Genomic DNA, 24048 nt, shown 5'->3' on the forward strand with positions numbered 1-24048 from the left:
CACCCACCAGCAGTGGCGTGACGCCGAGTCGATTCTATCCGCGAGCGTGCCCTACCTCCGCGGAACCCGCTTGGTCGACGGTTGCCGAGGTGGATCGGCAACCAACGGCGGGCTGACCGGCGCGCTGGAATGGGAATTGAGTGCTCGAACGCGACCGATCACCATCTTCGCCTGACCGGTGCGACGCAACCTCACCGTCCGCGCACCGCCTGGTGCGAGATGAAACCAGGAATCTTCGGGCTCGAACCCCTGCAGGTCCAGCGACACGTATTGCGCAGTACCTTCCGAGGTGACGTCGACAAACCAGTCGTCGCCGACACTGCGGGCAATGGCGGCGAGGCCGACGGTGCGTTCGAGGGGTCTGGCCGGGCTTCCCAACAGATGCACAACTTCGTCGATAACCACGCCTTCCTCGTTCTCGAGAGTGATGGTGACTGCGTCGTAGTTGCGCGGCCCGAACTTGAAGACGTGCGTGAGATCGGTGAATCGCCCCACCACCTCGTCGACCGTCAGACTCCGTTTCCCGTGGGCGTCGACCTTGACGGGCGCGACCACATCCACCGGGACCACACCAGACCTGTTGTGCGCTCGGATACGGATTTCGGCAACCAACGGGTCACCGGTCTCGTTGATCACGTCGAGCCGGAGTCCGTCCAGACCGTCATCGGTGACAATGAGGGCCACGGGTTTCGAATACCGGCGTAGCACGTACCACGGAGCCTTCGGTGTGCCATGCCAGTCGAGGACTCCCCACCCTGGCCCAGGTTCGAGATCCATCAAAGCCAAGATCAACGCACCGTCACAACCGGAATCTGCTCGACGCCAGTAACCGAGTACTGCGCCGAAGGCCTCGCAGATCGCCGCACGCCCCAAGTCGAGATAGCGTTCCGGATCGGACCAGCGAACCTCACTCGGATCCTCGCCGAACAACGTTCTGACGTAGTGATCACGAACGTCCTCGAAGTCCCAGGACGACCCGTTGTCCCGTGGCACAGCAGCCTTCCACGACGGGTGGTGGCCCGCTACGGACACAGAGCCGAACTCGTTCTCGACGGCAGTGTTCGACGGCGGAATGGAGAACGCCAGGCACTCCGTTGCGAAGCGCACCCGCGCGCTCAACACGTCGTCGAGTGGACGCCGGTACCCGCCTATTCCGAAGTAGTGGGCGATACCGGTGCCTACGTGAGTGGCCAATGTTTCACGGTCGGGCGGTGCGGACGGAGACGAAGTGACGTACTCGAGTGCCGGTGCGAGTTCCTCGAGCATCGCAGGCAAGCGGGAATGAATGATCGAGATGTGCTGATCGACCAGACCGAGCATGGTCGGTTGCTGTTCGGTTTCACTTCCTCCGCAGAAAACCGCGAGGGCCGGGTTGCCACCGACCTGTTGCAGGAACGCACGTACCTCGGCGGCAAAGAGTGCAAAGAACTCGTCGGTGTCTGGCGGATCGAGCGTCGCGAGCATCGCGTCCTGCCAGACGAGAATGCCCAACCGGGAGCATTCGTTCCAGAAGTGATCACTCTCGTAGACCATGGTTCCGGGAATACGCAGCATGTTCACGCCGGACGCTGCACAACGCTCGAGCACCGACGTTGTTTGCGCCTCGCCGCGGAAGGAGACGGGATCGGTGGGCACCCACACTGATCCCCGGCAATACACGTCGACCCCATTGACCGATACTCGAAATCCACCGCCGGTTCGATCTATCTCGAGACTACGAAAACCGATGTGCCCCAGGTGGAGCACATCTCTGCCAACGTCGATCGACACAGAGTATCGATGCGGCCGACCGTGCGTGTGCGGCCACCAGAGATCCACATCAGGAATTTCGACGACGCCGGATACGACGGCGAGTCCACCGTCTCGCGATGTCACTGTGAGGGAACCACGAACGTTTCCGACGGTCACCGGCACTGCCGTGACAGTGCGGAGCAGACCCGTGAGACGCGCCGAGATCTCGACGGCCCCGGACGTTCCATCGACGGTAGCGTGAAGAGTCCGGGAAACGACGCTTGCCTTGCCGACGTCCAACAATCGAATACCCCGCCACGGCCCCACCGGCACCGGCACACCGGCGAATACGGGTGCACTCCCCAGCAGTGTTGTACGTATCCATCGCAGGCCCTGCTCGCGCACCAACGACGAACGCCATCGGCCACGAGGCCGACGCGTACTCAGAACTGTTGCCAGAGAATGAAAGTGGATCGAGAGTGTGAATTCACGACTCTTGGCCGGCTCACGGGTTACGACTACCTCACCGGGAACGAACATGGACTCAGAAGACAAGACGACAGTGTCATCGACCCAGACGTCCGCGCCCGCCGTCAGCCCCTGGAGGTGGAGCAGCCACGACCCCTCACCGGCCGTGGCAACCCTCGTGACGAACCACCAATCACTGGCGTCGGCAGCCACCCGACGAGCCGCAGCGGAGCCGTCGGCTTCGCGGACCGCCCCGGCCACCGTGCCCGGCACCGTAGCCGGTAGCCATCCCGTCTTTCCCGACAGCTGCGCGGGATTCACGATTTCGCCGGGTTGCGTTGCGATACAGCGCCACTGCGCTTCCTCGAGAAGATCTGTAGCGTATTTCCGCGGCATCACACCAACCTGAGATGTCGCTGGGAATCAACTCCGACAATGGAGGTGATGATGTCCATGGACTGTGTCCAGGACACCGCCATCTCGTCGAGTTGATCACGGGGATCCACGACGCGCCCCCTCGCCGCACGCGCCATCTGAAATTGCACACTCTTGGCGCCCGCAGCGACACTGCGGAACCCCGCTGCCGCCTGCGCTGTACCGGAAAAACCTGACGCATCGAGAAATTCGCTGACATCACCGGCAAGTTCAGCGCTGGCGCCGCACTGCCTCAGCAACCCGAACGACCACAGATGGAATGCCTCCATGCCGGCTGTGCGGATCCACTCCGAATCCTCGACGACCCTGCGCCCCAGCTCGCGTACCGGATTTCCCGGAGGCCGAACTGCCGCGTTCCGACGAGCTACTTCTGCGATGTTTCCCGCGTTCATCTCGTGAACGGGCGAAAGACGGACCTGCTCGACGTAAGGAACGAAAGGCGGGATGCTCGAACGATCGAGATCGAACACCCCGGAAAAATCGTCGCCCCGAAGCACATAATATCCGCTGTTGTGGAAGTACTCGAGTTCTCCCGCTACTCGATCGATCCGGTTGGGGACAATTGTTGTCTTGGTATGCGTCTCATGGTAACTCGTACCCAATGTGTCCGGCAGCCAGTAACCGTCGACCTCCACCGTAGACAGCATTCCTGCCTCGAGGTTGTCCTCGACGTGTATCAGTGGCGCGCGCCAGACGTTCATCTCGGCAACGTCGATCCCGTAGAGCGCAAAGATATCCTCGGCTTTGAACTTGAGGAACGTCCACTGAGCACCGTCGAACCTTGACGCAAACGCACATGCCATGGCGGGAACCGGGTCGAGGCCGAGCGAATGCAGAACCTCGATCCAGAGATCCAGGTAACAGTTGGTCTGCGCCCACACCCGGTCCTCGTGATGCACGGCATGTGAGTTGTAGCGATCGGGGGTGATATCGAGGAGTCTGGCCATCACAAACCCATATGTCCACGGACGCCGCCTGGCCAGGCAGCAATGTCAAGACCGTGTGTTCGCAAGAGAGACAGAGCGATTCGCTCCATTCCGAAACCGACGCAGGAACTGTGCGCAACCTCCCCGTTGGCGGTAGTGATGTCGAATGTCTTGCCGAAGTGATCGAGGTGGTTGTTGGATGACACGATTGCCGTACCCTCGTCGAGATCGCCGTACAACCGAACTGTCAGCTCCGTCTTCAGGTTTTCATCGCGTTGGTTGGCCGCCAACATCCGGCCGGCCCTTCCGAAGAACGGATCGTTGGCAATGACCGGCGTGGCATCGAGGCCGAGGTCGCCCAAGACTCCCATTCCGCGTTCGATCCACTTTTTGCGGTGAGCTGCAGCGGCGTCGGCGTCGCCGATCGTCACGAACTCGTGCATGCGGAACGCCTGCATACGGGCTGGATCGATGGCCGGTTCGTGCCGAAAGCAGAATCCGTAGATATCAAGAAGCACTCCGCCTTCGGGCAACTCACCCGTGTACTGAGCGTAGGCGGGGTGGCACGCGGCCGACACCAACATCGTCTCGGTCGGTTCGAGATAGCGATCCCACGATTCACCGTTGGCGCGATCTGCGAGCAACTGTGAGTGATCACGATTGCTTCCGTTGAAAGTGTTGATGGCACCGGTCAAGTTGGGGAACGACGCGATGTAATCGGTGCGCTCGAAACTCGTGCGAGGAAACACCGGCGGAAAGCGCAGACGCGTTGCTGCGGATCCGGGACCCGCAGCAACGACCACGCGGTCGATTCCGTCGATGATGTCCTCGAACAACCCGGAACGACCGTAAAGACCTAGAACATCTGTCTCGATGAGAATTCCGGCACTCAGCAATTCACGCTGAAACTCGGCCCTGGCAAGATCGAGTTCGGAAGGGGTGGAATCGGTCTCGGCGTTCACGAAGTCGGTAGTCACATTGTTCCTTGGTATCCGATGGCCATTTGAGCGGACCCAGCCATGATGCGATCGTTGTTCACCATCACGGCAGCCCCGTGGGCATCACGGAGATGCCGCCCGAGCGAGAACTCACTGTCTTCTCGGTATCCGGAGATACCGCAGATCAACATCGTCTGACCGACAATCTCCACCACAGATCTCGATGTGGCGACCTTCAGGTTGTTCATCGACAGCGAGAACCCGACACTGTCGGTTGTCGTCGCCCCATCCAGTTCGCCGCGAGCGCAGACGGCGCGGTCGTAGCGACTGGCGGATGCATCAACCAGGTCCGCGAATTGTTGCGCAGTGGAAGCTGTTTCAGCCAGTCGCAGCGCTGCCGGCGACGAGACTCCCGGCTGCTTGCGCGCCGCGGCGCGCACGTACTTACGCGCCTTGTCGAGTGCCGCGTCAGCGATGCCGAGCCACACCGAACTCCACACGACGTGCGAGACGGGCAACATCGTGTTGGTGGAAATGTCGGCGTACGGAGTATCGATCATCATGTCCGGCGTGGACGTCGCCCGCAGGATGTACCCGAGGCTGCATGTTCCCCGCAACCCGAATGCGTTCCATTCGGCAGTCTTTTCCAGTGTGAGATCCCCGCTGCGACAGACAACAAGAACCTGATCGTTCGGCTGACTTTCCGGCGAACGTCGGGCGGTGACCAGAATCGCGTCTGCATGCTCGCCGTACGAGATCACCGGCGCGTTCTTGATCAGCAGCAGATGGCCACCGAGATCCTCTACAGCGCAGTAACTTCGGCTGACGTCGCCGCCGATTCCCAACTCCGTTGTTGCCGATGCGAGCAGCAACTGCTTTTCGACGGATTCGACCACGAACGCCCGCAGCGCCTCGGTGTTGCCGTGCTTGACCAGGGAGTAAATCTGCGTCTGATGCATCGCAAAGATCATTCCGCTGGACGCACAGCGTGATCCGATGATCCGCGCGATGGTGGCAACCTCACGCAAGGACAAGCCGTCGCCACCGAGCTCGGCAGGAACGGCGACAGAGAGCAGACGCTGCTCGCGCATCGCAGCAACCGCCTCGACGGGGAATCGAGAGTCTTCGTCCACCTCGGCCGCCCACACGGCAGCAACTTCGTCTGCGACACGGCGTGCCCGATCGAGGGCGGGCTCGACAATAACGTCGGGATGCGGAATGCTCACGCTTCACCCAGGCCGATCAACGCACTCTCGATCGCCCTGACGCTGGCAAAAGTGCTCTTCCGGAGCAACTCGTCCGGGAATTCGATATCGAACGAATCTTCCAGCGCCAGCATCACATTGACACTCGCATGGGAGGTCAAACCCAACGCGTACAGATCGGCGTCGATGTCGATTGTGCCGACGTCGACTGCAAGCCGACCATGCTCCATGAGCACTTTGCGAATTGCCTGATCACTCATCGGTGACTTAGTCCTTCTGTTTGTTGCGAACCGCCGCGATGCATGGCAATCACCATGGCGATAGCGACGTCGGCCTCATGCGAAATAGACACTTGAAAATCCTGAAGATCCTGTGCCACAGCAAGTTTTGCTGCTTCGCCGAAAAGCTCTACCCCACATCCCCCCCACAGCTCACGCGTAATCTCGATGGAATTCCATGGAATTGCTGTGTCCGCGGGCCGGAGAACCTTGACCACTGCTTCCTTCGCGGCAAAGCGCGCCGCGAGTCGCTGATCCCTGGCAGCCCCGCTGCAGATCTCCAACTCGCGTGCGGTGAACGTCCGCTCGAGGTATCGGCTCCCGAACAGATCGATACTTCGACTGACATCCACGACATTGACGACGTCGCAGCCGATCCGGGGGGTCGCATCGAATGTTGCTGACGAAACAGCCGAAACTGCCGAAGTCCCCGACGGTACAGATTCACCCATCTTCGATACCCCTTTCATCGATGGACCGGGCGACCCCCTACCCCGCCCGGTACACCGACTTCGTCTCGAACAATCGAGCTTCCCTGACCGATCGACAGGTTGCAGCAATTGTTCAGCTACTGGAAGAACATACCGCAACGTCGAGCAGGTCGGCAAGATCGGACCATCGGACATTTAGTTACGGGATAAACATACTCTGAGTTTGTTTCAAAAGCCCAATATAGGCCAACACCACTTCCGTGACACGATTAGATCCACACAAATGGGAGATACATCCCACCAACTGTCCAGGTCACCGACCCGAACGCCATTCGGACCGTCGAAACCGGATTAACTCAGTGGTCACTACTTAGACGCCGAGCAGCAAACTGGCGGAAGTATTCGACCTTCGATTCCGGAACGACGACCGGAAGAATGATGTTCCAGGACGTCTTCATCGACTCAGACAAATCACGCATTGTTCCCGTAGCCGAAGCTATCAATCGGACACCCGTCACCATTTGCAACAAGAAGCGCGCAATGTCCGAAGAGTCGACGTCGGATTTGAGGTCACCTTCATCGGCAGCTCTGGTGGCGAGTTCCCGGAAAATATCGAGCCAGACGTCGAACGTTGCCGGACCCGATCCACGGTAGTCACCGATTTCGACCAGCAAACGGAACGTGGCACGAACAAGTACGTCATGTGCGGCAGTATCGACTGCCACCGACGAGACACCGATCAGCGATTCCAGTGCTGGTGTTCGGCGGTCCAGCCACAATTCCGACTTGGCGTCGAAACGAGCAGACCCTTCGTCGATTACCGCGCGGGCGAGCTCTTCCTTGGAACCGAAGTGGAAGTACAGCGCCCCTTTGGTCACCTGCGATTCGGCGATGATCTCGCTCAGACTGGCGTTTGCATATCCCAGACGCAGGAAAACCCCCGCTGCACCGCGCAGTACCGAATCACGAGTGGCTTCCGCCCGCTCCTGCCTCACCATCGATCCGGCCTCCAGTCACCACACATCGAACGAATCCTCACCATTACCCGTTCACAGCGTCAAAATGGAAGGCGCTTTGCAACAAAGAACACCCCACGCAAACAAACCACATTTGCCCATCGAACGATCGTGATACAGCCAACACAGCTTAGACTGCGCTCCATACTTCGGCGACAGGCACGCCTGCGTTAACCCTCTAATTGCGGATCGGCCTCGAGATTGGTGAGGCCGTTCCAACACAGATTCACGAGGTGCGCGGCCACAACTTCCTTGGACGGAGTGCGCTCGTCGAGCCACCACGTGGCTGTGGTCGACACCATCCCAACCAGTGCCTGCGCGTACATCGTTGCAAGTCCCGGGTCGAATCCGCGCCGCGAGAAGTCTCCGGCCAACAGGTATCCCACCTGACTGATGGCGTCGTTGAGGAGACTGGAATAGGTGCCGCTCGGCGCCACGACGGACGAATCACGAACCAAGATCCTGAAGCCGTCTGTGTGTTCCTCGACGTATGTGAGCAACGCCAGCGCTACTCGCTCGACTCGAACTCTCGAGCGGTTCTGCGACAACGACGACGTAATCATCTCCAACAGTCGCGACATCTCGCGATCCACGACCACGGCGTACAAGCCCTCTTTACCGCCGAAGTGCTCGTAGACGACAGGCTTCGAGACATTCGCCCGCTGCGCGATTTCCTCGATCGAGGTTGCTTCGTATCCTCGTTCGGCAAAAAGTGCCCTGGCGATCTCGATCAACTGCTGACGACGCTGTGTTCCCGTCATCCGCACCCGAGCTGCCCGTTCAGGTGCGCGATCACTGCCCATCGGATTGGGAACCGTCGCCATCATTGCCTCTCTCCCCACACGGCGGACGGTTGTCACCGCACCGCTCTCGGCAAGCCTATCGGCACTGCTCGACCCGAAAACGGAGGAGCGGTTCGACCTAGACCGGGTCGGCATGCGATTATTCTTGCGCGTAATCCGCCGCAAGGTTCGGAGAGCGTGGCAATCCGCCGTGGTGTAATGGCAGCACCTCTGATTTTGGTTCAGATAGTTCAGGTTCGAGTCCTGGCGGCGGAGCCGGTAGTTGATGATCGACAAGAGGGAGCTCAAACAAGTGCAAACCGCCGTGATCGTTCTCGCAGCGGGTGCAGGCACTCGGATGAAGTCCAAGACCCCCAAGGTGCTCCACACTCTTGCCGGCCGCACCATGCTCGCGCACTCCCTCCACGCTGCCGCGTCGTTGAATCCGACGCATTTGGTGACCGTCGTCGGCCACGATCGCGAACGGGTATCCGAAGCTGTGGCATCCGTCGCCACCGACTTGGATCGCGCGATCACCATCGCCGTGCAGGACGAGCAAAAGGGCACGGGCCACGCGGTCAGTTGTGGACTCGAAGGGCTGCCCGCAGATTTCCGCGGCACGGTACTAGTGACTGCCGCCGACGTCCCGCTCCTGGACGGCACCACCATCGCGGATCTACTCGAGCGCCACATCAGCGCGCCGGCAGCCGCGGTGACAGTCCTGACATCCACGGCGTCCGACCCCACCGGGTACGGCCGGATCCTGCGCACCACCGACGGTGAAGTCAACGCGATCGTCGAAGAAAAAGAAGCGACGGACTCGCAGCGTTCGATCACCGAGGTCAATTCCGGCGTCTACGCATTCGATGTCGAGACGCTTCGCGATGCGTTGTCGTCCCTCGACTCCAACAATGCTCAGCACGAGTTCTATCTCACCGATGTGATCATGATCGCCCGTCGCGCCGGAAAGCGAGTCCGCGCTCAGCACATCGCTGATTCGGTTCTGGTCGCCGGTGCAAACGATCGCGTGCAGCTGTCGACGTTGGCACGTGAGAAGAATCGTCGAATCCTCGAGAAGTGGATGCGGGCGGGCGTCACCGTTGTCGATCCGTCAAGTACGTGGATCGATTGCGACGTCACTCTCGCGCAAGATGTGACGCTGCTTCCCGGCGTGCAGTTGGCCGGCACCACGTCAGTGGGCGAAGACGCTGTGATCGGCCCGGATACCACTCTGACCGATGTCACTGTCGGTGCAAGGGCCGTTGTCGTCCGCTCGCACGCAAGCGAGTCGACAATCGGCGACGACGCCACCGTCGGCCCCTTCGCGTACCTACGTCCGGCCACTTCCCTGGGCGCTCACGGCAAACTCGGTGCGTACGTGGAGACCAAGAACGCCGACATCGGCGAACACTCGAAGGTTCCGCATCTTACCTACGTCGGCGACGCCACCATCGGCCATCACAGCAACATCGGAGCGTCGAGCGTCTTCGTCAATTACGACGGGGTGACCAAGCGCCGTACTGTGGTGGGGTCGCACGTGCGAACCGGCTCGGACACCATGTTCGTCGCTCCGGTTCACGTCGGGGACGGCGCGTACACCGGCGCCGGCACCGTCTTGCGATTCGACGTTCCGGCTGGGGCTCTTGCGGTCTCGGGCGGTAAGCAACGCAACATCGAGGGTTGGGTCGAGAAAAATCGACCCGGTACTCCTGCGGCCGATGCAGCAACGGCTTCGGAATCAGAGCGCACAGATCAGCAAGTACAAAAGGATGGCATGAACCAGTGACTGCGAATTGGATCGACAACCAGAAGAACTTGATGTTGTTCTCGGGTCGTGCGCATCCCGAGTTGGCTGAGCAGGTTGCGAAGGAACTCGACATCCGAGTCACCCCGCAGACTGCCCGCGATTTCGCGAACGGTGAGATCTTCGTTCGCTTCGAAGAGTCCGTGCGTGGATCGGATGCGTTTGTGCTGCAGAGCCATCCGGCGCCGCTGAACACGTGGGTGATGGAACAACTCATCATGATCGACGCCCTCAAGCGTGGATCTGCAAAGCGCATCACCGCGGTGCTGCCGTTCTACCCGTACGCCCGCCAGGACAAGAAGCACCGCGGACGCGAGCCGATCTCCGCTCGCTTGATCGCGGACCTGCTCAAGACTGCAGGCGCCGACCGGATCATCACGGTCGACCTCCACACCGATCAGATTCAGGGTTTCTTCGACGGTCCGGTCGACCACATGCACGCTCAGGGCCAGCTCGCCGAGTACGTGCGCGACAACTACGGCACCGACAACATCTGCGTCGTCTCCCCTGATGCCGGCCGCGTCAAGGTTGCCGAGAAGTGGGCAGATGCCCTCGACGGCGCGCCGCTGGCGTTCGTGCACAAGACGCGCGATCCGCTGGTCCCGAACCAGGTCAAGTCCAACCGCGTCGTCGGTGACGTCAACGGCCTCACCTGCGTGCTGATCGACGACATGATCGACACCGGCGGCACCATCGCCGGCGCCGTCAAGGTACTCAAGGACGCCGGCGCTGTCGACGTCATCATTGCCACCACCCACGGCATCTTCTCGGATCCGGCAGCCGAGCGCCTGGCTGCCTGCGGCGCCAAGGAGGTCATCACGACCAACACGCTGCCGATCCCCGAGTCGAAGCAGTTCCCGACGCTGACGATTCTGTCGATTGCACCTCTGCTCGCACGGACCATCAAGGAAGTTTTCGAGAACGGTTCTGTGACTTCACTGTTCAACGGCAGCGCATAGTCTTTCGCGTTACCGCGGGGCGGGCGCGTATCTGTGACCAGACGGTCACGGGTACGCGCCCTTCGTGTTTCACGGGGACGCTCATCTGTTGAACCAGACCGAGAGGTCTTCACGAAACCATTTGTGCGACACACAAATACCCGAGAATCGGACAATCGGCATGATCTTGGTCACGCCTCCGGAGAGAATCCCAGGTCGACGCCGAGCTGGTGTTCACCTGCCCGCAATCTTCGCCTAATGTGGCTCGTCGTGATCGACGCGCAAACCCTGGAATCTCCTTCGGCATCCCGGCCCGAATCTCATTCACCGAATTCTTCAGCTCCGACGGTCCGGCGGTGGCGCCCAGGATCCTGTGTCTGGTGTGGTGACGACAACTCCGTAGAAATGTTCCGCAACGAACCGCGCTGCGAACGGTGCCGCGAAAACGAAGGCATCATCGACGACGCCAAGCGATTCCTCGGCATGTACGGCCTGCGTCCGCTCGGCGGAACGCTGCAGTCCGACGACGACGAAGAGCGTGAATACCGCGTCACGGCACGCGAAGCTCGCCGCGTCCTCAACGAAATCCGCATGGACGTTCTCCCCGACGCTGCCGCTGTCCGCAAGGCCATCCGCCCGCGCGCGGCCACCGTTGTTGCCGACACGTCACCGGCACGCGCTTCTCGCCCCTCCAGCACGGGCACTGCGACTCGCGTTGCCGCTCCGGTGAAGACGGACACCGTCGACATCAACACGCTGCAGACGCGCGTTCTGGGGCTTCTCGATCAGCTCGGTTCCATCGACGAGCAGATCAAGGTCGCCGAACTTGCCCAGGGTCTGCCTGCTCGTGCTCGCCTGAGCGATCTCAACAAGCAGAAGGCAACCGTGCTCCGCACACTCGCTGCTCTCGAGAAGGCGCGCATCGCCGCCTCCAACTAATTCCACCGCGTCCGTCCCTTCGACCCCGCCTCCTTCCGAGACGGGGTCGTTCTGTATGCGATGCAGGGCGGTAGCCGTGGTGGGAGGTAGCTTTACGAATCGTGAATGACATCACCATCACCTTTGTCGTGCTTGCCGTGGTTGTGGCTCTGTTTGTCATAGGCAGAATTCCGGTCGGCATCATCGCGATCGGAACCGCACTGGCGCTGGCCGCAACCGGGGTGATCTCGGTGGAACAGGCACTGGCCGGATTCGGTGATCCCACAGTCATATTCATCGCCGCACTCTTTGTCGTCAGCGAAGCGCTCGACGCCACAGGAGTCACGACGTGGGCGGGCGAGAAACTTCTGACGAAGGTAGGCGATTCACGCGTTCGGTTGGTGAGCGCAATCATGTTGCTGGTCGCCGCACTGACAGCATTGATCAGTGTGAACGGTGCGGTAGCCGCATTGATCCCGATGGTGGTCGTCCTCGCGGTCCGACTCGGCCGGTCCACATCGCAACTGCTGCTCCCGCTCGCCTTTGCCGCGCATGCCGGTTCGATGCTCACGCTCACCGGCACACCGGTCAACATCATCGTCTCCGACGCCGCCGCCGACGCCGGTGTCGGCGCATTCGGCTTCTTCGACTTCACCTTGATCGGCGCGCCACTGGTTCTCGGAACCATTGCGATCGCAGTCTTTCTCGGTCCTCGCGTGTTGCCCCACCGCGCCGGGACGTCGATGTCACCGGACCTGAGCCGGCACGCCAAAACACTCGCACAGCAATACGCCGTCGCGGGCGGTTGCGATCAATCCGACGCGCCGCTGATCACCAAGGACGACGGTGTTGTCGAGGTGATCGTTCCGCCTCGTTCGGAGATCATCGGCGACAAGGTTTTCCCCGGCATGCTTACCGACAGTGGCGATCTGGTGGTTCTGGCCGCAGCGCGAGCCGGCGAGCCCTGTGGGCCTGGCGGTATCAGGCTCGCTGCCGGCGACACACTATTGCTGCAGGGCAGTTGGGACGACCTGGACACTCACACGTCCGTGGACCCGAACGTCCTTGTTGTCGACCCGCCTGCCTTGATCCGTAAGCAGGCCGCGCCGCTCGGAACCCGCGCGATCATGTCGCTGGTCGTTGTCGCCGCCATGGTGATCATGCTGACGTTCGGATTGGTCCCGTCCGCCGTCGCGGGTCTTCTTGCCGCCTGCGCGATGGTCCTGCTGCGCGTGATCAGCGTCGAACAGGCCCACCGCTCGATCTCGTGGACCACCCTCATCCTGGTCGGTGGAATGATCCCGCTTTCCACGGCAATTCAACAGACCGGCGCTGCCGAGAAACTCGCCCACGGTTTTGTCGACGTCATCGGCGGCGCCAGCCCGTACGTCGTTGTTGCCGGACTGTTCCTCGTCACCGCAACGCTCGGCCAGCTCATCAGCAACACCGCGACGGCATTGATCATCACGCCGATCGCAATTTCCGTCGCCTCCGAGCTGAACATCTCGGTGGTGCCGCTCCTGATGACCGTGACCGTCGCGGCCGCCGCGTCGTTCCTGACTCCCGTCGCAACCCCCGCCAACATGATGGTGATGGGCCCTGGCGGCTACAAGTTCGGCGACTACTGGAAGCTCGGACTCCCGATGCTCGTGTGGTTCCTCGTGGTTGCGACGGTTCTGATTCCGCTGATCTGGAGCTTCTGACACCTACTACGGCTGGTAATTCGGCTACGGAGACGGCGTCACGAGCAGCACCCGGTCGTTCTCGCCGTTGTCCGTGGTGACAAGAAGAGATCCGTTTGCCGTTGGCGTGACCGAACGCAGGCGTCCGTACTGATCTTCCAACCCGTACGTCTGGGCGTCGACGCTGCGGCCGTCGTCGCTCAGTCGCACGAAGATCAGTTTCTTGCTCTTGAGTCCGCCGATGACGACGCTGCCGTCCCACGAACCCCATTGCGGGCCCGAGGCAAATGCCGCGCTCGCAGTTGCCAGCGTCGAGTTACCCGAACTCCATACCGCTTCGATCGCGCCCGGCACGCGGGACGGATCGGTCATCTGCACCGACTCGTCGTATGTTCCGGGCAACCGGTCCGGCCGGTAGCCGTAGTTTCCGCCGGGGGTGAGTAGATTCAGCTCGTCGTCGACGCTGGTGCCCTGCTCCACCGAATAGAGCCTGCCGGTTCCGGGTTGAACGGCCAATCCCTGAACGTTCCGGTGGCCGAGTGTGTACACGAGACTCGACGGGTTGGGGTTGCCCGCCGCCGGCGTGCCGTCCGCGTTGACGTGCAAGACCTTGCCGCCCAGCGAGTTCGGATCCTGCGGAACACTGGGCGTCGCGCTGTCACCCGTGCCGATAAACAGCGTTCCGTCTTCGGATGCAAGTATTCGACAACCTCCGTGTCGCCCCGTCGAGACCGGCAGGCCGGACACCACGGTTCCCCTTCGCGTGAGTGCAGTCCATCCGGCGTCGACCGTCCACGAGATCACTCGAATATCCGTTACTCCCCCAGCGCTGAATCCCTGGCAGGTGTACAGGGTGCGGGACTGAGCGAAGTCGCGGGCAAGCGCGATTCCCATGAGTCCGGTCTCGGACCGAGCGTAGAGATCCGAAAGGTCTGCAGTGACGGGGCCGGTCGTGTTGTCGCTGCGGCGAACGACAAAACCTCCGGACCGTTGCCCGGTGAGAACCGTTCCGTCGGGCGCCTGCACAACATCCCAGGGATGGTCCAGTCCGTCGAGGAAGGTGGTCACCTCGAGTTCCGGCAACGTGTCCTCGGTGGGGACTTCCGAACTGCTGCCAACAGATTCGAGGTTCCCGGGCGGCGGAGCCGTCTGAGCGGAGCATTGTGCCAACGGGATCGTGAGCATCACGATTGTCGCTGCAATCAGGACAGCGCGCCCGGATCCGAGTGCACCCAAGTCAGGCTCGCTCCGCACACAACAACGCGAACCGCTGATCGGCGTCGGTCCACACTTTCTGTAACCGAAAGCCCGCAGCCTCCAACTCGGCAGTGATCCCGTCGACGGTGAATTTCGCGGAGATTTCCGTACGCAATTGCTCGCCCGCAGCGAAGGTGATGTCCAGATCCAGGTCTTCGATTCGCACCGAAAGATCGCGGAGTGCTTCCAACCGCATCTCGATCCACTGGTTCTCGGCATCCCAGAGTGCGACGTGCCTGAACGCTTCCAGCGGGAAGTTCGCACCGAGTTGCTTGTTCAACACGCTGAGCACGTTGAGGTTGAACTGCGCCGTTACTCCCGCGCTGTCGTCGTATGCGGGAACCAGCACGGCCGGATCGGTCACCAACCCCACGCCGAGGATCAAGCTCTCACTCTGGCCGAGGACCTCGGCGACACCGGCGAGGAACTCTGCGCGCTCGCCCGGAATCAGATTCCCCAGCGTGCCGCCCAAAAACGCGACCGCCCGCCTGCCGCCGCTGGGAAGATGATGCAGCGAACCGGTGAAGTCGCTGACCACTCCGATGACGTCGATACCCGGAAACTCCGCGCTGATCGCCTTGGCCGCACCTTCCAACGCAGTCACCGAAACATCTTGCGGGACATAGGTATGCAGTGAATCAGACATCGCTTCCAGCAGGAGGCGCGTCTTCTCCGAGGAACCGGAACCCAACTCGATCAGCATCTTCGGTGTAGTCAACGATGCGATCTCGCCGGCGCACTCGGCCAGCAAAGCGCGTTCCGTGCGGGTGGGGTAATACTCGGGCAGCTCGGTGATCTGCTCGAAGAGTTCACTGCCTCGGGCGTCATAGAACCACACCGGCGCAAGCCACTTCGCCTGCGCGGTCAGGCCGGAGCGAGCGTCGGACCGTAGTTGCTCGACAAGGTCGTCCGGAGTCAGAAAGATCTCGAGAATCGGGGTGCTCATCGTTCTCCCATCGGGATCGGGGTGATGATCAAATGCCCGGGGCGGGCGCAGACGAGGTGCCTGTCAGGAACTTGTTCCCACTGGGGTGAATCATCGAAGGGTTCGGACGCGACCAGTGCTTGCAACTCGTCGACGAGAACGTACAACGTATGGCCCCAGGTGCTGGCCCACAGTTCGTTCCCGTCGCCGAGCAGGAAATTCAGACGCGAACCTGGCGCCACTGCTTCGACGTCGTGAATGACGGTGGTCAAGGCGGCTTCCACCGACGTGCCCGTCAACGAAGATGCGTCCTGCAAGCGATGACGCAACAGGGCCCACAGCAGTGCCGAATCTGTTGGCGCCGACATGGTCAGCAGCGCGGCAGTCGGAACCTCCTGTGCAAGAGCGGCAACCGAACTCGGCCACCCGGTGAGGACTCCGTTGTGGCTGAATGCGTAGGTAGTGTCGACAAAGGGTGCGCATGCGCCGACTTCGACGGCCATTCCCTCGGTCGCGGACCGCACCGCGGCCAGAACCGATCCGCTGCGGATATGTGAAAGCGTTTCCTCGACAGTGGGATCCGACCAGATCGGGGTGCTACTTCGATACCGCCCCAACTGCCCGGCCGTCCACCAACTTACGCCGAAGCCATCGGCGTTGATGACTCCACCCTTGCGCATCTCACGGGGCGCCCACGACTGCTTCACCAGCGAATGGGTTCCGCCCTGCAGGAGATCTCGGACAGAGCGCGGCGGTCCGAGGTAGCCGAGATGTCGGCACATGTCAGACGTGCCCGGACAGTGTTCTGGCGCAGCGAAATCCGGAGAATATCTGACGCCGGATCGGATGATCCCAATTGCGGAAGGTGCCACGGCACGCAACGCTGTCGGTTCCGAACGAACCACCGCGCAGCATCTTGTAATCACCGCCGAAGAACACCTCGGAGTACTCACGGTATGGAAACGCGTGAAACCCCGGGTACGGATGGAAACCGGAAGACGTCCATTCCCACACGTCCCCGATCAACTGCTGCACGCCGTACGCCGACGCGCCGTCGGGATATGCCCCCGCATCAGCCGGAGACAGATGCCGTTGGCCGAGATTGGCGCGGGTCTCGTCCGGTGCGTCATCGCCCCACGGGAATCGGCGGGACCGCCCGGATTCGGGATCCCACCGCGCCGCTTTCTCCCATTCGGCTTCGGTGGGAAGTCGCTTGCCGGCCCAGGTTGCATAGGCTTCGGCTTCGAAGTAGCTGACATGCACCACCGGGCGGCGAATCGCTACCGGTTTGTCGGTGCCGAAAGACCGCTGCCACCACGTTGATCCGTCGCGTTCCCAGAACAAGGGCGCAGTGAGCTTGGCATCGATGCGATGACGCCACCCGACCCGCGCCCACAGTTCGGGCCGGGAATACCCGCCGTCGTCGATGAATTCGATGAACTCACCGTTGGTAACCGGGAATCGGTCGATGGCATAGGGGCCCAGATACACCTGGTGAGCGGTTCTCTCGTTGTCGAGAGCCCACGGTTCGTCATCGGTACCCATCACAAACGGCCCGGCGGGAACGACCACCTCGTCATGAAGGGGCTTGCGCCGCACAGCGGGAGCTGGTGTGGCCACGAGTGCCGCAGGGCCGGAACGTAATTGGTGTGTCGCGAGCATACTTTCGGCGTGTTGCTGTTCGTGCTGGGCGATCATACCGAACGCAAACCCGCTGCGTTCGAGTGGTTTTCCGTCGAAGTTGCTGTCAGCCAGGACGTCCAACACCTTGCCTCGAACCGTACGTATGTATTGACGCGATTCGGCCGGGTCCAACAGTGGAAGCTCAGGCCGCGTGGGCCGCGAGTGTTTGAACGCGTCGTACATGTCGTCGATATCGCGCCTGACCGGTTCTCGCCCGCCCACATCGCGTACCAGCCACAGTTCCTCCTGGTTGCCGATATGGGCAAGATCCCACACCAGCGGACTCATGAGCGGCGAGTGCTGGGCGATCAACTCGGTGTCGTCGACACAATCGGTGAGCAGCAGCGAACGCGCTCGTGCCCGATCCAGGACGGTCTCGACCGCCTCCTTGGTGACCTCTGCCGACATCAGGTTCCCTCGACCGGTGCCAGGCCCCGACAACACCGCTCGGCCGCACGATCGAGGAGACGAACAAACTCGGGATCAGGCGCATACGACGCTGCGAGCGACATCAGAGATGTTGCTGCCGAACGTAATTCGACGTCCACCAGCCCGTATTCCGCGGCATCACGCCAGCGGCCCGCCGTCGATGCCGCGGCATCGCTTGCTTCCTGCATCACTGCAGGCCCGGACAGCAGCGCATCGATCGCGGCTATCGGCACGCGCCACAGATCGCCGGGTTGAGCGTCGATGTACCTCACCTCCAGATGTCCTGCCGCACGGACCGGCGGAAACATCGTGGACAGGTGGTAGTCCAGATCCTCGGACGTGGGCGCACGACCTATGTCGGATTCGAGTGCCCCGTCGATCCAGTCGCCAAACGTGGCGCCCCGCGGCGCAGTCCAGTCTTCGGAACTGTTCCGGACACACATCAGCGGGACGTTCAAGGCCCACTGCGCATAATCGGCGGCATCGACGACGGGCATAGTGCGCCTGGCATCAAGTTCGAGCCACGTCCGCATCCGTTGCGACGCCCACTCACCTCGCGGAATCCCTTCCAGCTGTGGCGAACACGCAAATGCGGCGATCAGAGCCGGTCCCATGTCGCCGAGGAGTCGCCACCGCCGCGCTATAGCTTCTTGGCTGCCACCCGCATCGACGCTCACCTGCACGGCGGCGGTGTTGCACATCATAAGGGTTCCGTACGGCCCGATAGAGGCAAACTGATGTTCCATGGCGCAGTATCGGGGCAGTCGCAGCAAGCGGTGTGGTTCACGCAGCTCATCCGCCGAACCGTCGTACATCTCGATGGACTGATCGTGCAGAAGCGCACTCAACACGCGGTGGTCTTCACCCAGGTAGTCGCATACTTCGCGGGCTGACGTGCGCGGCGCCGAGGAAAGTTCGATCTGACCGCCCGGTTCGACGGTCACATAACTTCCGCCCGGAAGTGGGGCGCCAGGAGATTCCGGGTCGATACTGGTGGGCGTATGTTTCCCCAGCGCGTGGGCCAGCGCTTCGAGCGACGGACGACCACCACCGGCATCCCTGGTCAGCCATTCGACCTCGGTCCCGATGAGTCGCGGCGGGCCCTGTTTGAAACACACCCCACCGATGTATGCCTCGGCGGCGGGACGTGAGTCCAGCGTCGTTTCCAGTACTGCGGTTGCCATTCGACTTCCCCTTTGGGTATGTCTAGCGGTTCGCGGGCTCTAGCGGTTGTACCGACGATAGAGCCCGCACACACCGATTGCACCCTTTGCCGTGTTACGTGTCGCCAAATTTTTTCAGTCGTATCCACCGGTACCCACAACCCAGAAGAACAACACCTGTCCCCGCCGCAACTGCCGAAGTAGGCAGCGTGAACGCCAGGACCGCACATCCCAGCGCTCCGACAACCTGAAGCCAGCGCGGGAACATCCGATCCGCGCCGCCTTGGGTATACGCACTGACATTTGCCACTAGGTAGTACACCAGCACCCCGAACGACGAAAACCCGATCACACCACGCAGATCGACCATCGAGACCAGTGCGATCACGATTGCTCCGACAGCCAGTTCAGCGTGATGTGGCACAGAAAATTTGGGGTGAATCGCTGCGAAAGTCGGGGGCAGATCCCGTTCCCGGCCCATCGCCATCGCGGTTCTGCTCACTCCCGCGATCAGCGCCAACAGCGCACCAGCGGATGCGGCGGCGGCGCCGACGACCACAATCGGTTCAGCCCACCCCCACCCGGAAAGCGCGACGGCATCCGCGAGCGGACGGGTCGACTCCGCAAGTCTCTCCTGCCCCAGAGTAACCAGAAGAACCACCGCTACCAGTGCATAGATGACTACCGCAGCTCCCAGTGCTATCAGGATTGCGCGTGGAATTGTGCGCCGAGGATCCCGGACTTCCTCCCCCAGAGTCGCGATGCGGGCGTACCCGGCAAAGGCGAAGAACAGTAACCCCGCCGATTGCAGAACCCCGTACCAGGAGCCGAAGACAACGTCAGGCATCGCACGATGAGCGCCCGGCCCCCACAGCGATACGCACAAACCCACGCCGATTGCCGTCACGGACATCGCGACGATCACTCGCGCCATCTGCGCGGTCCTGGTGACACCGCGATAGTTCACCGCGACCAGCAGCACCACCAGCGCCACGGCGACGGGCTTCCGATACGGTTCGGGTACAACGTAAGTCGCGAAAGTCAACGCCATCGCCCCGCAGCTTGCGATCTTCCCGATCACAAACGACCACCCCGCAATGAACCCCCACCACGGCCCGAGTTGCTCACGTCCGTAGACGTACGTCCCGCCTGAGGTCGGATAACGCGCGGCCAGTTGCGCCGACGACGTGGCGTTGCAGTACGCCACGAATGCCGCGATCGCCAGACCGAACATCAATCCCGTGCCGGCCGCTGCCGCTGCCGGCGCGAACACCACGAACACTCCGGCACCGATCATCGCGGCAAGGCCGATCACCACGGCGTCGAACGTCCCCAGGGTGCGGTCCATCGGTATAGCTTCGTTCACAGAGCCTTTGAACCACACCGAAGTGAACGGATGGTGCCATGTTCGATCTCACCTCGATCCGCCGCGACACCCCTGGGTGCCTCGACAAGGCGTTCCTCGACAGCGCCGGATCCTCCCTACCGCCCGAACCTGTATTGACGGCGATGATCGAGCATCTGCGCCTGGAAGCCGACGTCGGCGGCTACGTCGCCGCAGATCGCCGCAGTGAGGCCCTGGCTGCGGTTCCACACGCACTGGCCCGGGTGATCGGCGCCCAGCCTTCGGATATCGCGTTGACCGACAGCGCAACCCGCGCCTGGAACGACTTTTTTGCGGCCGTGCCCTTGAGCCCGAGCGACCGCGTCCTGATCTGCGGTGTCGAATACGCCAGCAACGCCATCGCCGCGCTGGGGCGGGCGCGGTCGACCGGCGCGAAGGTCGAGGTGATTCCGAGCGATTCCGACGGCCGGATCGACCTCGACGCACTCGAAGCGATGCTCGACGACCGTGTCCGCGTCATCTCGGTTGTCCACGCCCCCACGAACAGCGGCCTGGTCAACCCGGTCCGTGAGGTTGTCGAACTGGCCGCGCGACACGGCGCACTGGTGCTTCTCGACGCGTGCCAATCGGTCGGCCAACTGCCCATCGACGTGGCTGCCCTCGGCGTCGACGCGTTGAGCGCCACGGGCCGCAAGTGGCTTCGGGGCCCACGGGGAACGGGGTTTCTCTACGTGCGTCCCGGACTGGCGACCGCGCTCGAACCTGCCGCGATGGACCTGCACGGAGCGGACTGGACCCACCCCGATTCCTATGTGCCCGCGCCGGATGCCACACGATTCGAACTGTGGGAAACCAGTGTCGCGGCTCGCCTCGGACTCGGCGCCGCGGCGGACTACCTCTTGGCGCTGGGGACGGAAACCGTTGCGCAGCAGATCGAATCGAGGGCGAACTATCTTCGGGCGGGCCTGGGCGCGCTGTCCGGTGTCACAGTCCAGGATCGTGGACCCATCCTCAGCGGCATCGTCTCGTTCACCCTGGACGCGGTTCCGGCCGCCGAAGTCCGCAGTCGACTTGCGACGCAGAGCATCACTGTGACTGTGAGCAGTCGCGGATCGACACTCCTCGACATGACGGCACGCGGGCTCGACGCCGTCGTCAGAGCGTCCCCGCACTGTTTTGTCGACGAGAATGATCTGGACAGTTTTCTCGGCGCGGTACGGGATTTGAGCGTCTCCCGATGACCGGGATCACATCGGGCAGGAGACGAGCGGAGCTGCAAATCTTGACTCTCACCTGATCAGTTCATTTTTTGCGAGAGGACGCCGCCCATGGCCGACGCCACAATTTCCCCGATTTCCGTTTCCGACATCTCTAGCTGGGACTTCGAAGCCGACGTGGTTGTCGCCGGCTACGGAATTGCCGGAGTCACCGCGGCAATCGAGGCTGCCCGCGCGGGCGCCGACGTGCTCGTGCTCGAGCGAACCGGCGGTTGGGGCGGTGCCGCGTCACTGGCCGGTGGCTTCATCTATCTGGGCGGCGGCACTGCGCTGCAGAAGGCATGCGGATTCGACGACACCGTCGACAACATGAAGACATTCATGAAAGCCGCACTCGGCCCGGGAACCGACGACGCCAAGATCGATACCTACTGCGAGGGCAGCGTCGATCACTACAACTGGCTCGTCGACGCCGGCGTTCCGTTCAAGGAGTCGTTCTGGGGTCAGCCCGGCTGGGAACCGCCCTTCGACGACGGCCTCATGTACTCCGGCGGTGAGAACGCCGCGCCGTTCAACACGCTGGTCGACCCCGCGCCCCGTGGACACGTTCCGCAGATGTCCGAGAAGAAGACCGGCGAGCAGGGCGGCGGCTACATGCTGATGAAGCCGCTCGTCGAGACGGCCGAAAAGATCGGCGTCCGAGCAGAATACGATTTGCGCGTCCAGACTCTGGTGGTCGACGGCCCCCGCGTGGTCGGCGTTGTCGCCAAGCGTTACGGCAAGGATGTCGCGATCCGCGCCAACAAGGGTGTTGTGCTGGCTATGGGCAGCTTTGCCTACAACAACGAGATGGTGCGCTCCAACGCGCCGCGTATCTTCGGCCATCCGGCCGCTTCCATCGAGGCGCACGACGGTCGCGCGATCCAGATCGGCCAGGCACTCGGCGCCGACACCGCGCATATGGACGCCACCGAGGTTGCGTTCTTCTGCGACCCGCAGTTGATGGTGCGCGGCATTCTCGTCAACGGCCGTGGTCAGCGATACATCCCCGAGGACACCTACCCGGGCCGCATCGGCCAGGCAACGCTGTTCCAGCAGGACAATCAGGCTTTCCTCATCATCGACGAAGCCGCATACGAGGAAGGCATCGCCGCCGAATCGTCCAGTGCGCAGTTGCGAGCGCAGCCGACCTGGGTAGCGGAAACGGTCGAGGAACTCGAAGCCGAAATGGGGCTTCCCGCCGGCTCGCTGCAATCCACTGTCGATCTCTACAACCGTCACGCCGAGTCGAACTCCGACCCGGTGCTTGGCAAGAAGCCCGAGTGGGTCAAGCCGATCGTCGGCCCGTTCGCCGCGATCGACCTGCGCGGTCGCACCGGCGGCTTCACACTCGGCGGGTTGAAGACAACCGTCGATTCCGAAGTTCTGCACGTTTCCGGCGAGCCGATCCCCGGTCTGTTCGCTGCGGGCCGCTGCACGTCCGGTGTCTGCGCGGGCGGCTACGCCAGCGGAACCAGCCTCGGCGACGGCAGCTTCTTCGGGCGTCGCGCCGGAATCAGCGCGGCCCGCTCCTGATGCAGCAGTGAACTGAACACAGCGGGAACTACCGGAACTCGTGCGGCGATTCGCGGCGACGCGCGAGTTCCGGTACTGTATGGAACGTTGTCTCGGCGAGGGTGAATCGCAGCTGCTCCACTAACTGCAGGTTTTCCGTGATCGACGCGGCTACGGCTCAGCTCGAGCGTTTCGCTCCTGGCCGTGTGCGCGCCTGTCCTCGTCGCCGACAGAACCACACGTCAGTAAACCGAGCACGAACCCCGTGAGTTGTAGGAGCCGTTTCATCATGTCTGAAGAGAACAACCTCGTCGCTGTCGTCCGCACCGAATTCGGCAAGGGCGCAGCTCGCCGCGCACGCCGCGACGGCCTGGTCCCCACGGTTCTGTACGGCCACGGTGAAGACCCTAAGCACCTCAACGTCGTCGCTCGCGACTTCGCTTCCATCCTCCGCGCACACGGCACCAACGCCGTGCTGACGCTCGACATCGACGGCACGGAGCAGGTTGCACTGACCAAGTCGGTCGTCGTGCACCCCATCCGCAACTACATCGAGCACGCTGACCTCCTCGTCATCAAGAAGGGCGAGAAGGTCACGATCGACGTTCCCGTCGTCGTCACCGGTGACGCAGCTGCAGGCACCATGGTCGCTCAGGATGCCGCCACCATCTCCCTCGAAGCTGACGCGCTGCACATCCCCGAGCAGATCGAGGTTTCGGTCGAGGGCCTCGAAGCCGGCACCCAGATCCTCGCAAGCCAGCTCGAACTCCCCAAGGGCTCGACCCTGCAGGCAGATGCAGACGTGCTGATCGTCAACGTCACCGCAGCAGCTACCGAGGCTTCCGAAGAAGCGGCAGCGGCAGCGGCAGCAACCGAAGAGGCCTGATCCTCGCGTTCTCCTCGAGAACACAGCTTGTGCGCGG

At 62.2% G+C, this 24048-nt stretch carries 21 protein-coding genes and 1 tRNA gene; 8 read left to right on the forward strand and 14 right to left on the reverse strand.

From position 1 onward, the window contains the following. Positions 1-51: 51 nt before the first annotated feature. The 8 genes from KYT97_RS28745 to KYT97_RS28780 all read right to left on the reverse strand — a co-directional run bounded on the left by KYT97_RS28745 (position 52) and on the right by KYT97_RS28780 (position 8231). On the reverse strand, positions 52-2595 hold the full coding sequence (locus tag KYT97_RS28745; protein WP_245005953.1) for a glycosyl hydrolase 2 galactose-binding domain-containing protein: 2544 nt from the start codon (positions 2593-2595) through the stop codon (positions 52-54). Then, a complete protein-coding gene (locus KYT97_RS28750; protein WP_033234562.1) occupies positions 2595-3581 on the reverse strand; it encodes a DUF1839 family protein in 987 nt (328 codons plus the stop codon). Before KYT97_RS28750 ends, KYT97_RS28745 begins: the two co-directional genes overlap by 1 nt. Next, positions 3581-4537, reverse strand: coding sequence for an amino acid--[acyl-carrier-protein] ligase (locus KYT97_RS28755; protein WP_045069309.1), 957 nt, complete (start codon positions 4535-4537; stop codon positions 3581-3583). Before KYT97_RS28755 ends, KYT97_RS28750 begins: the two co-directional genes overlap by 1 nt. Further along, entirely contained in the window at positions 4534-5724 is a 1191-nt protein-coding gene (locus KYT97_RS28760; protein ID WP_045069307.1) for an acyl-CoA dehydrogenase family protein, read from the reverse strand. The genes KYT97_RS28755 and KYT97_RS28760 overlap by 4 nt, the downstream gene beginning before the upstream one ends. Continuing rightward, on the reverse strand, positions 5721-5963 hold the full coding sequence (locus KYT97_RS28765) for an acyl carrier protein (protein WP_033234563.1): 243 nt from the start codon (positions 5961-5963) through the stop codon (positions 5721-5723). The genes KYT97_RS28760 and KYT97_RS28765 overlap by 4 nt, the downstream gene beginning before the upstream one ends. Next, positions 5960-6433, reverse strand: coding sequence for a holo-ACP synthase (locus tag KYT97_RS28770; RefSeq protein ID WP_095888469.1), 474 nt, complete (start codon positions 6431-6433; stop codon positions 5960-5962). Before KYT97_RS28770 ends, KYT97_RS28765 begins: the two co-directional genes overlap by 4 nt. Positions 6434-6768: 335 nt before the next feature. Next, entirely contained in the window at positions 6769-7410 is a 642-nt protein-coding gene (locus KYT97_RS28775) for a ScbR family autoregulator-binding transcription factor (RefSeq protein WP_033234297.1), read from the reverse strand. A 188-nt stretch (positions 7411-7598) separates the two neighbouring features. Continuing rightward, positions 7599-8231: a TetR/AcrR family transcriptional regulator gene (locus tag KYT97_RS28780; RefSeq protein WP_219113189.1), complete on the reverse strand. Its 633-nt coding sequence runs from the start codon at positions 8229-8231 to the stop codon at positions 7599-7601. A gap of 184 nt (positions 8232-8415) precedes the next feature. On the opposite strand from KYT97_RS28780, the gene KYT97_RS28785 reads away from it, so the two are divergent. From KYT97_RS28785 to KYT97_RS28805, 5 genes are all read left to right on the forward strand, one after another. Beyond that, positions 8416-8486, forward strand: a tRNA-Gln gene (locus KYT97_RS28785). 10 nt (positions 8487-8496) lie between these two features. Beyond that, positions 8497-9996 carry a bifunctional UDP-N-acetylglucosamine diphosphorylase/glucosamine-1-phosphate N-acetyltransferase GlmU gene (gene glmU, locus KYT97_RS28790; RefSeq protein WP_245005954.1) on the forward strand — a complete coding sequence of 500 codons (1500 nt, stop codon included), beginning with the start codon at positions 8497-8499 and terminating at the stop codon, positions 9994-9996. Beyond that, a complete protein-coding gene (locus KYT97_RS28795) occupies positions 9993-10973 on the forward strand; it encodes a ribose-phosphate diphosphokinase (RefSeq protein ID WP_033234295.1) in 981 nt (326 codons plus the stop codon). Before glmU ends, KYT97_RS28795 begins: the two co-directional genes overlap by 4 nt. 249 nt (positions 10974-11222) lie before the next feature. Beyond that, on the forward strand, positions 11223-11891 hold the full coding sequence (locus KYT97_RS28800; protein ID WP_141486320.1) for a hypothetical protein: 669 nt from the start codon (positions 11223-11225) through the stop codon (positions 11889-11891). A 101-nt stretch (positions 11892-11992) separates the two neighbouring features. Continuing rightward, a complete protein-coding gene (locus KYT97_RS28805; RefSeq protein ID WP_033234293.1) occupies positions 11993-13573 on the forward strand; it encodes an SLC13 family permease in 1581 nt (526 codons plus the stop codon). 24 nt (positions 13574-13597) lie between these two features. Here KYT97_RS28805 and KYT97_RS28810 read toward each other — a convergent pair whose 3' ends face one another. The 6 genes from KYT97_RS28810 to KYT97_RS28835 form a co-directional block, all read right to left on the reverse strand. Continuing rightward, positions 13598-14737, reverse strand: coding sequence for a PQQ-dependent sugar dehydrogenase (locus tag KYT97_RS28810; RefSeq protein WP_219113193.1), 1140 nt, complete (start codon positions 14735-14737; stop codon positions 13598-13600). 52 nt (positions 14738-14789) lie between these two features. Next, positions 14790-15755, reverse strand: coding sequence for an L-histidine N(alpha)-methyltransferase (egtD, locus tag KYT97_RS28815; protein ID WP_033234291.1), 966 nt, complete (start codon positions 15753-15755; stop codon positions 14790-14792). Further along, positions 15752-16516, reverse strand: coding sequence for an ergothioneine biosynthesis protein EgtC (gene egtC / locus KYT97_RS28820; protein WP_033234290.1), 765 nt, complete (start codon positions 16514-16516; stop codon positions 15752-15754). The genes egtD and egtC overlap by 4 nt, the downstream gene beginning before the upstream one ends. A gap of 1 nt (position 16517) precedes the next feature. Further along, a complete protein-coding gene (gene egtB / locus KYT97_RS28825) occupies positions 16518-17825 on the reverse strand; it encodes an ergothioneine biosynthesis protein EgtB (protein WP_219111424.1) in 1308 nt (435 codons plus the stop codon). After that, positions 17825-19030, reverse strand: a complete 1206-nt coding sequence (egtA, locus tag KYT97_RS28830) for an ergothioneine biosynthesis glutamate--cysteine ligase EgtA (RefSeq protein ID WP_219111425.1) — start codon at positions 19028-19030, stop codon at positions 17825-17827. Before egtA ends, egtB begins: the two co-directional genes overlap by 1 nt. 94 nt (positions 19031-19124) lie before the next feature. Further along, the gene (locus tag KYT97_RS28835) at positions 19125-20357 is read right to left on the reverse strand and encodes an APC family permease (RefSeq protein WP_141486325.1); all 1233 of its coding nucleotides are present in this window, start codon (positions 20355-20357) and stop codon (positions 19125-19127) included. A 56-nt stretch (positions 20358-20413) separates the two neighbouring features. Between KYT97_RS28835 and KYT97_RS28840 the strand changes: the two genes are divergently transcribed. The 3 genes from KYT97_RS28840 to KYT97_RS28850 all read left to right on the forward strand — a co-directional run bounded on the left by KYT97_RS28840 (position 20414) and on the right by KYT97_RS28850 (position 24011). After that, complete coding sequence (locus tag KYT97_RS28840; RefSeq protein ID WP_219111426.1) at positions 20414-21595, forward strand: aminotransferase class V-fold PLP-dependent enzyme; 1182 nt, start codon at positions 20414-20416, stop codon at positions 21593-21595. An 87-nt stretch (positions 21596-21682) separates the two neighbouring features. Beyond that, positions 21683-23146: an FAD-dependent oxidoreductase gene (locus tag KYT97_RS28845; RefSeq protein WP_219111427.1), complete on the forward strand. Its 1464-nt coding sequence runs from the start codon at positions 21683-21685 to the stop codon at positions 23144-23146. Between the two features lie 268 nt (positions 23147-23414). Beyond that, a complete protein-coding gene (locus KYT97_RS28850) occupies positions 23415-24011 on the forward strand; it encodes a 50S ribosomal protein L25/general stress protein Ctc (RefSeq protein WP_033234285.1) in 597 nt (198 codons plus the stop codon). Positions 24012-24048 lie beyond the last annotated feature (37 nt).

The organism is Rhodococcus globerulus (assembly GCF_019334125.1).
GTDB classification, from domain to species: domain Bacteria; phylum Actinomycetota; class Actinomycetes; order Mycobacteriales; family Mycobacteriaceae; genus Rhodococcus_F; species Rhodococcus_F globerula.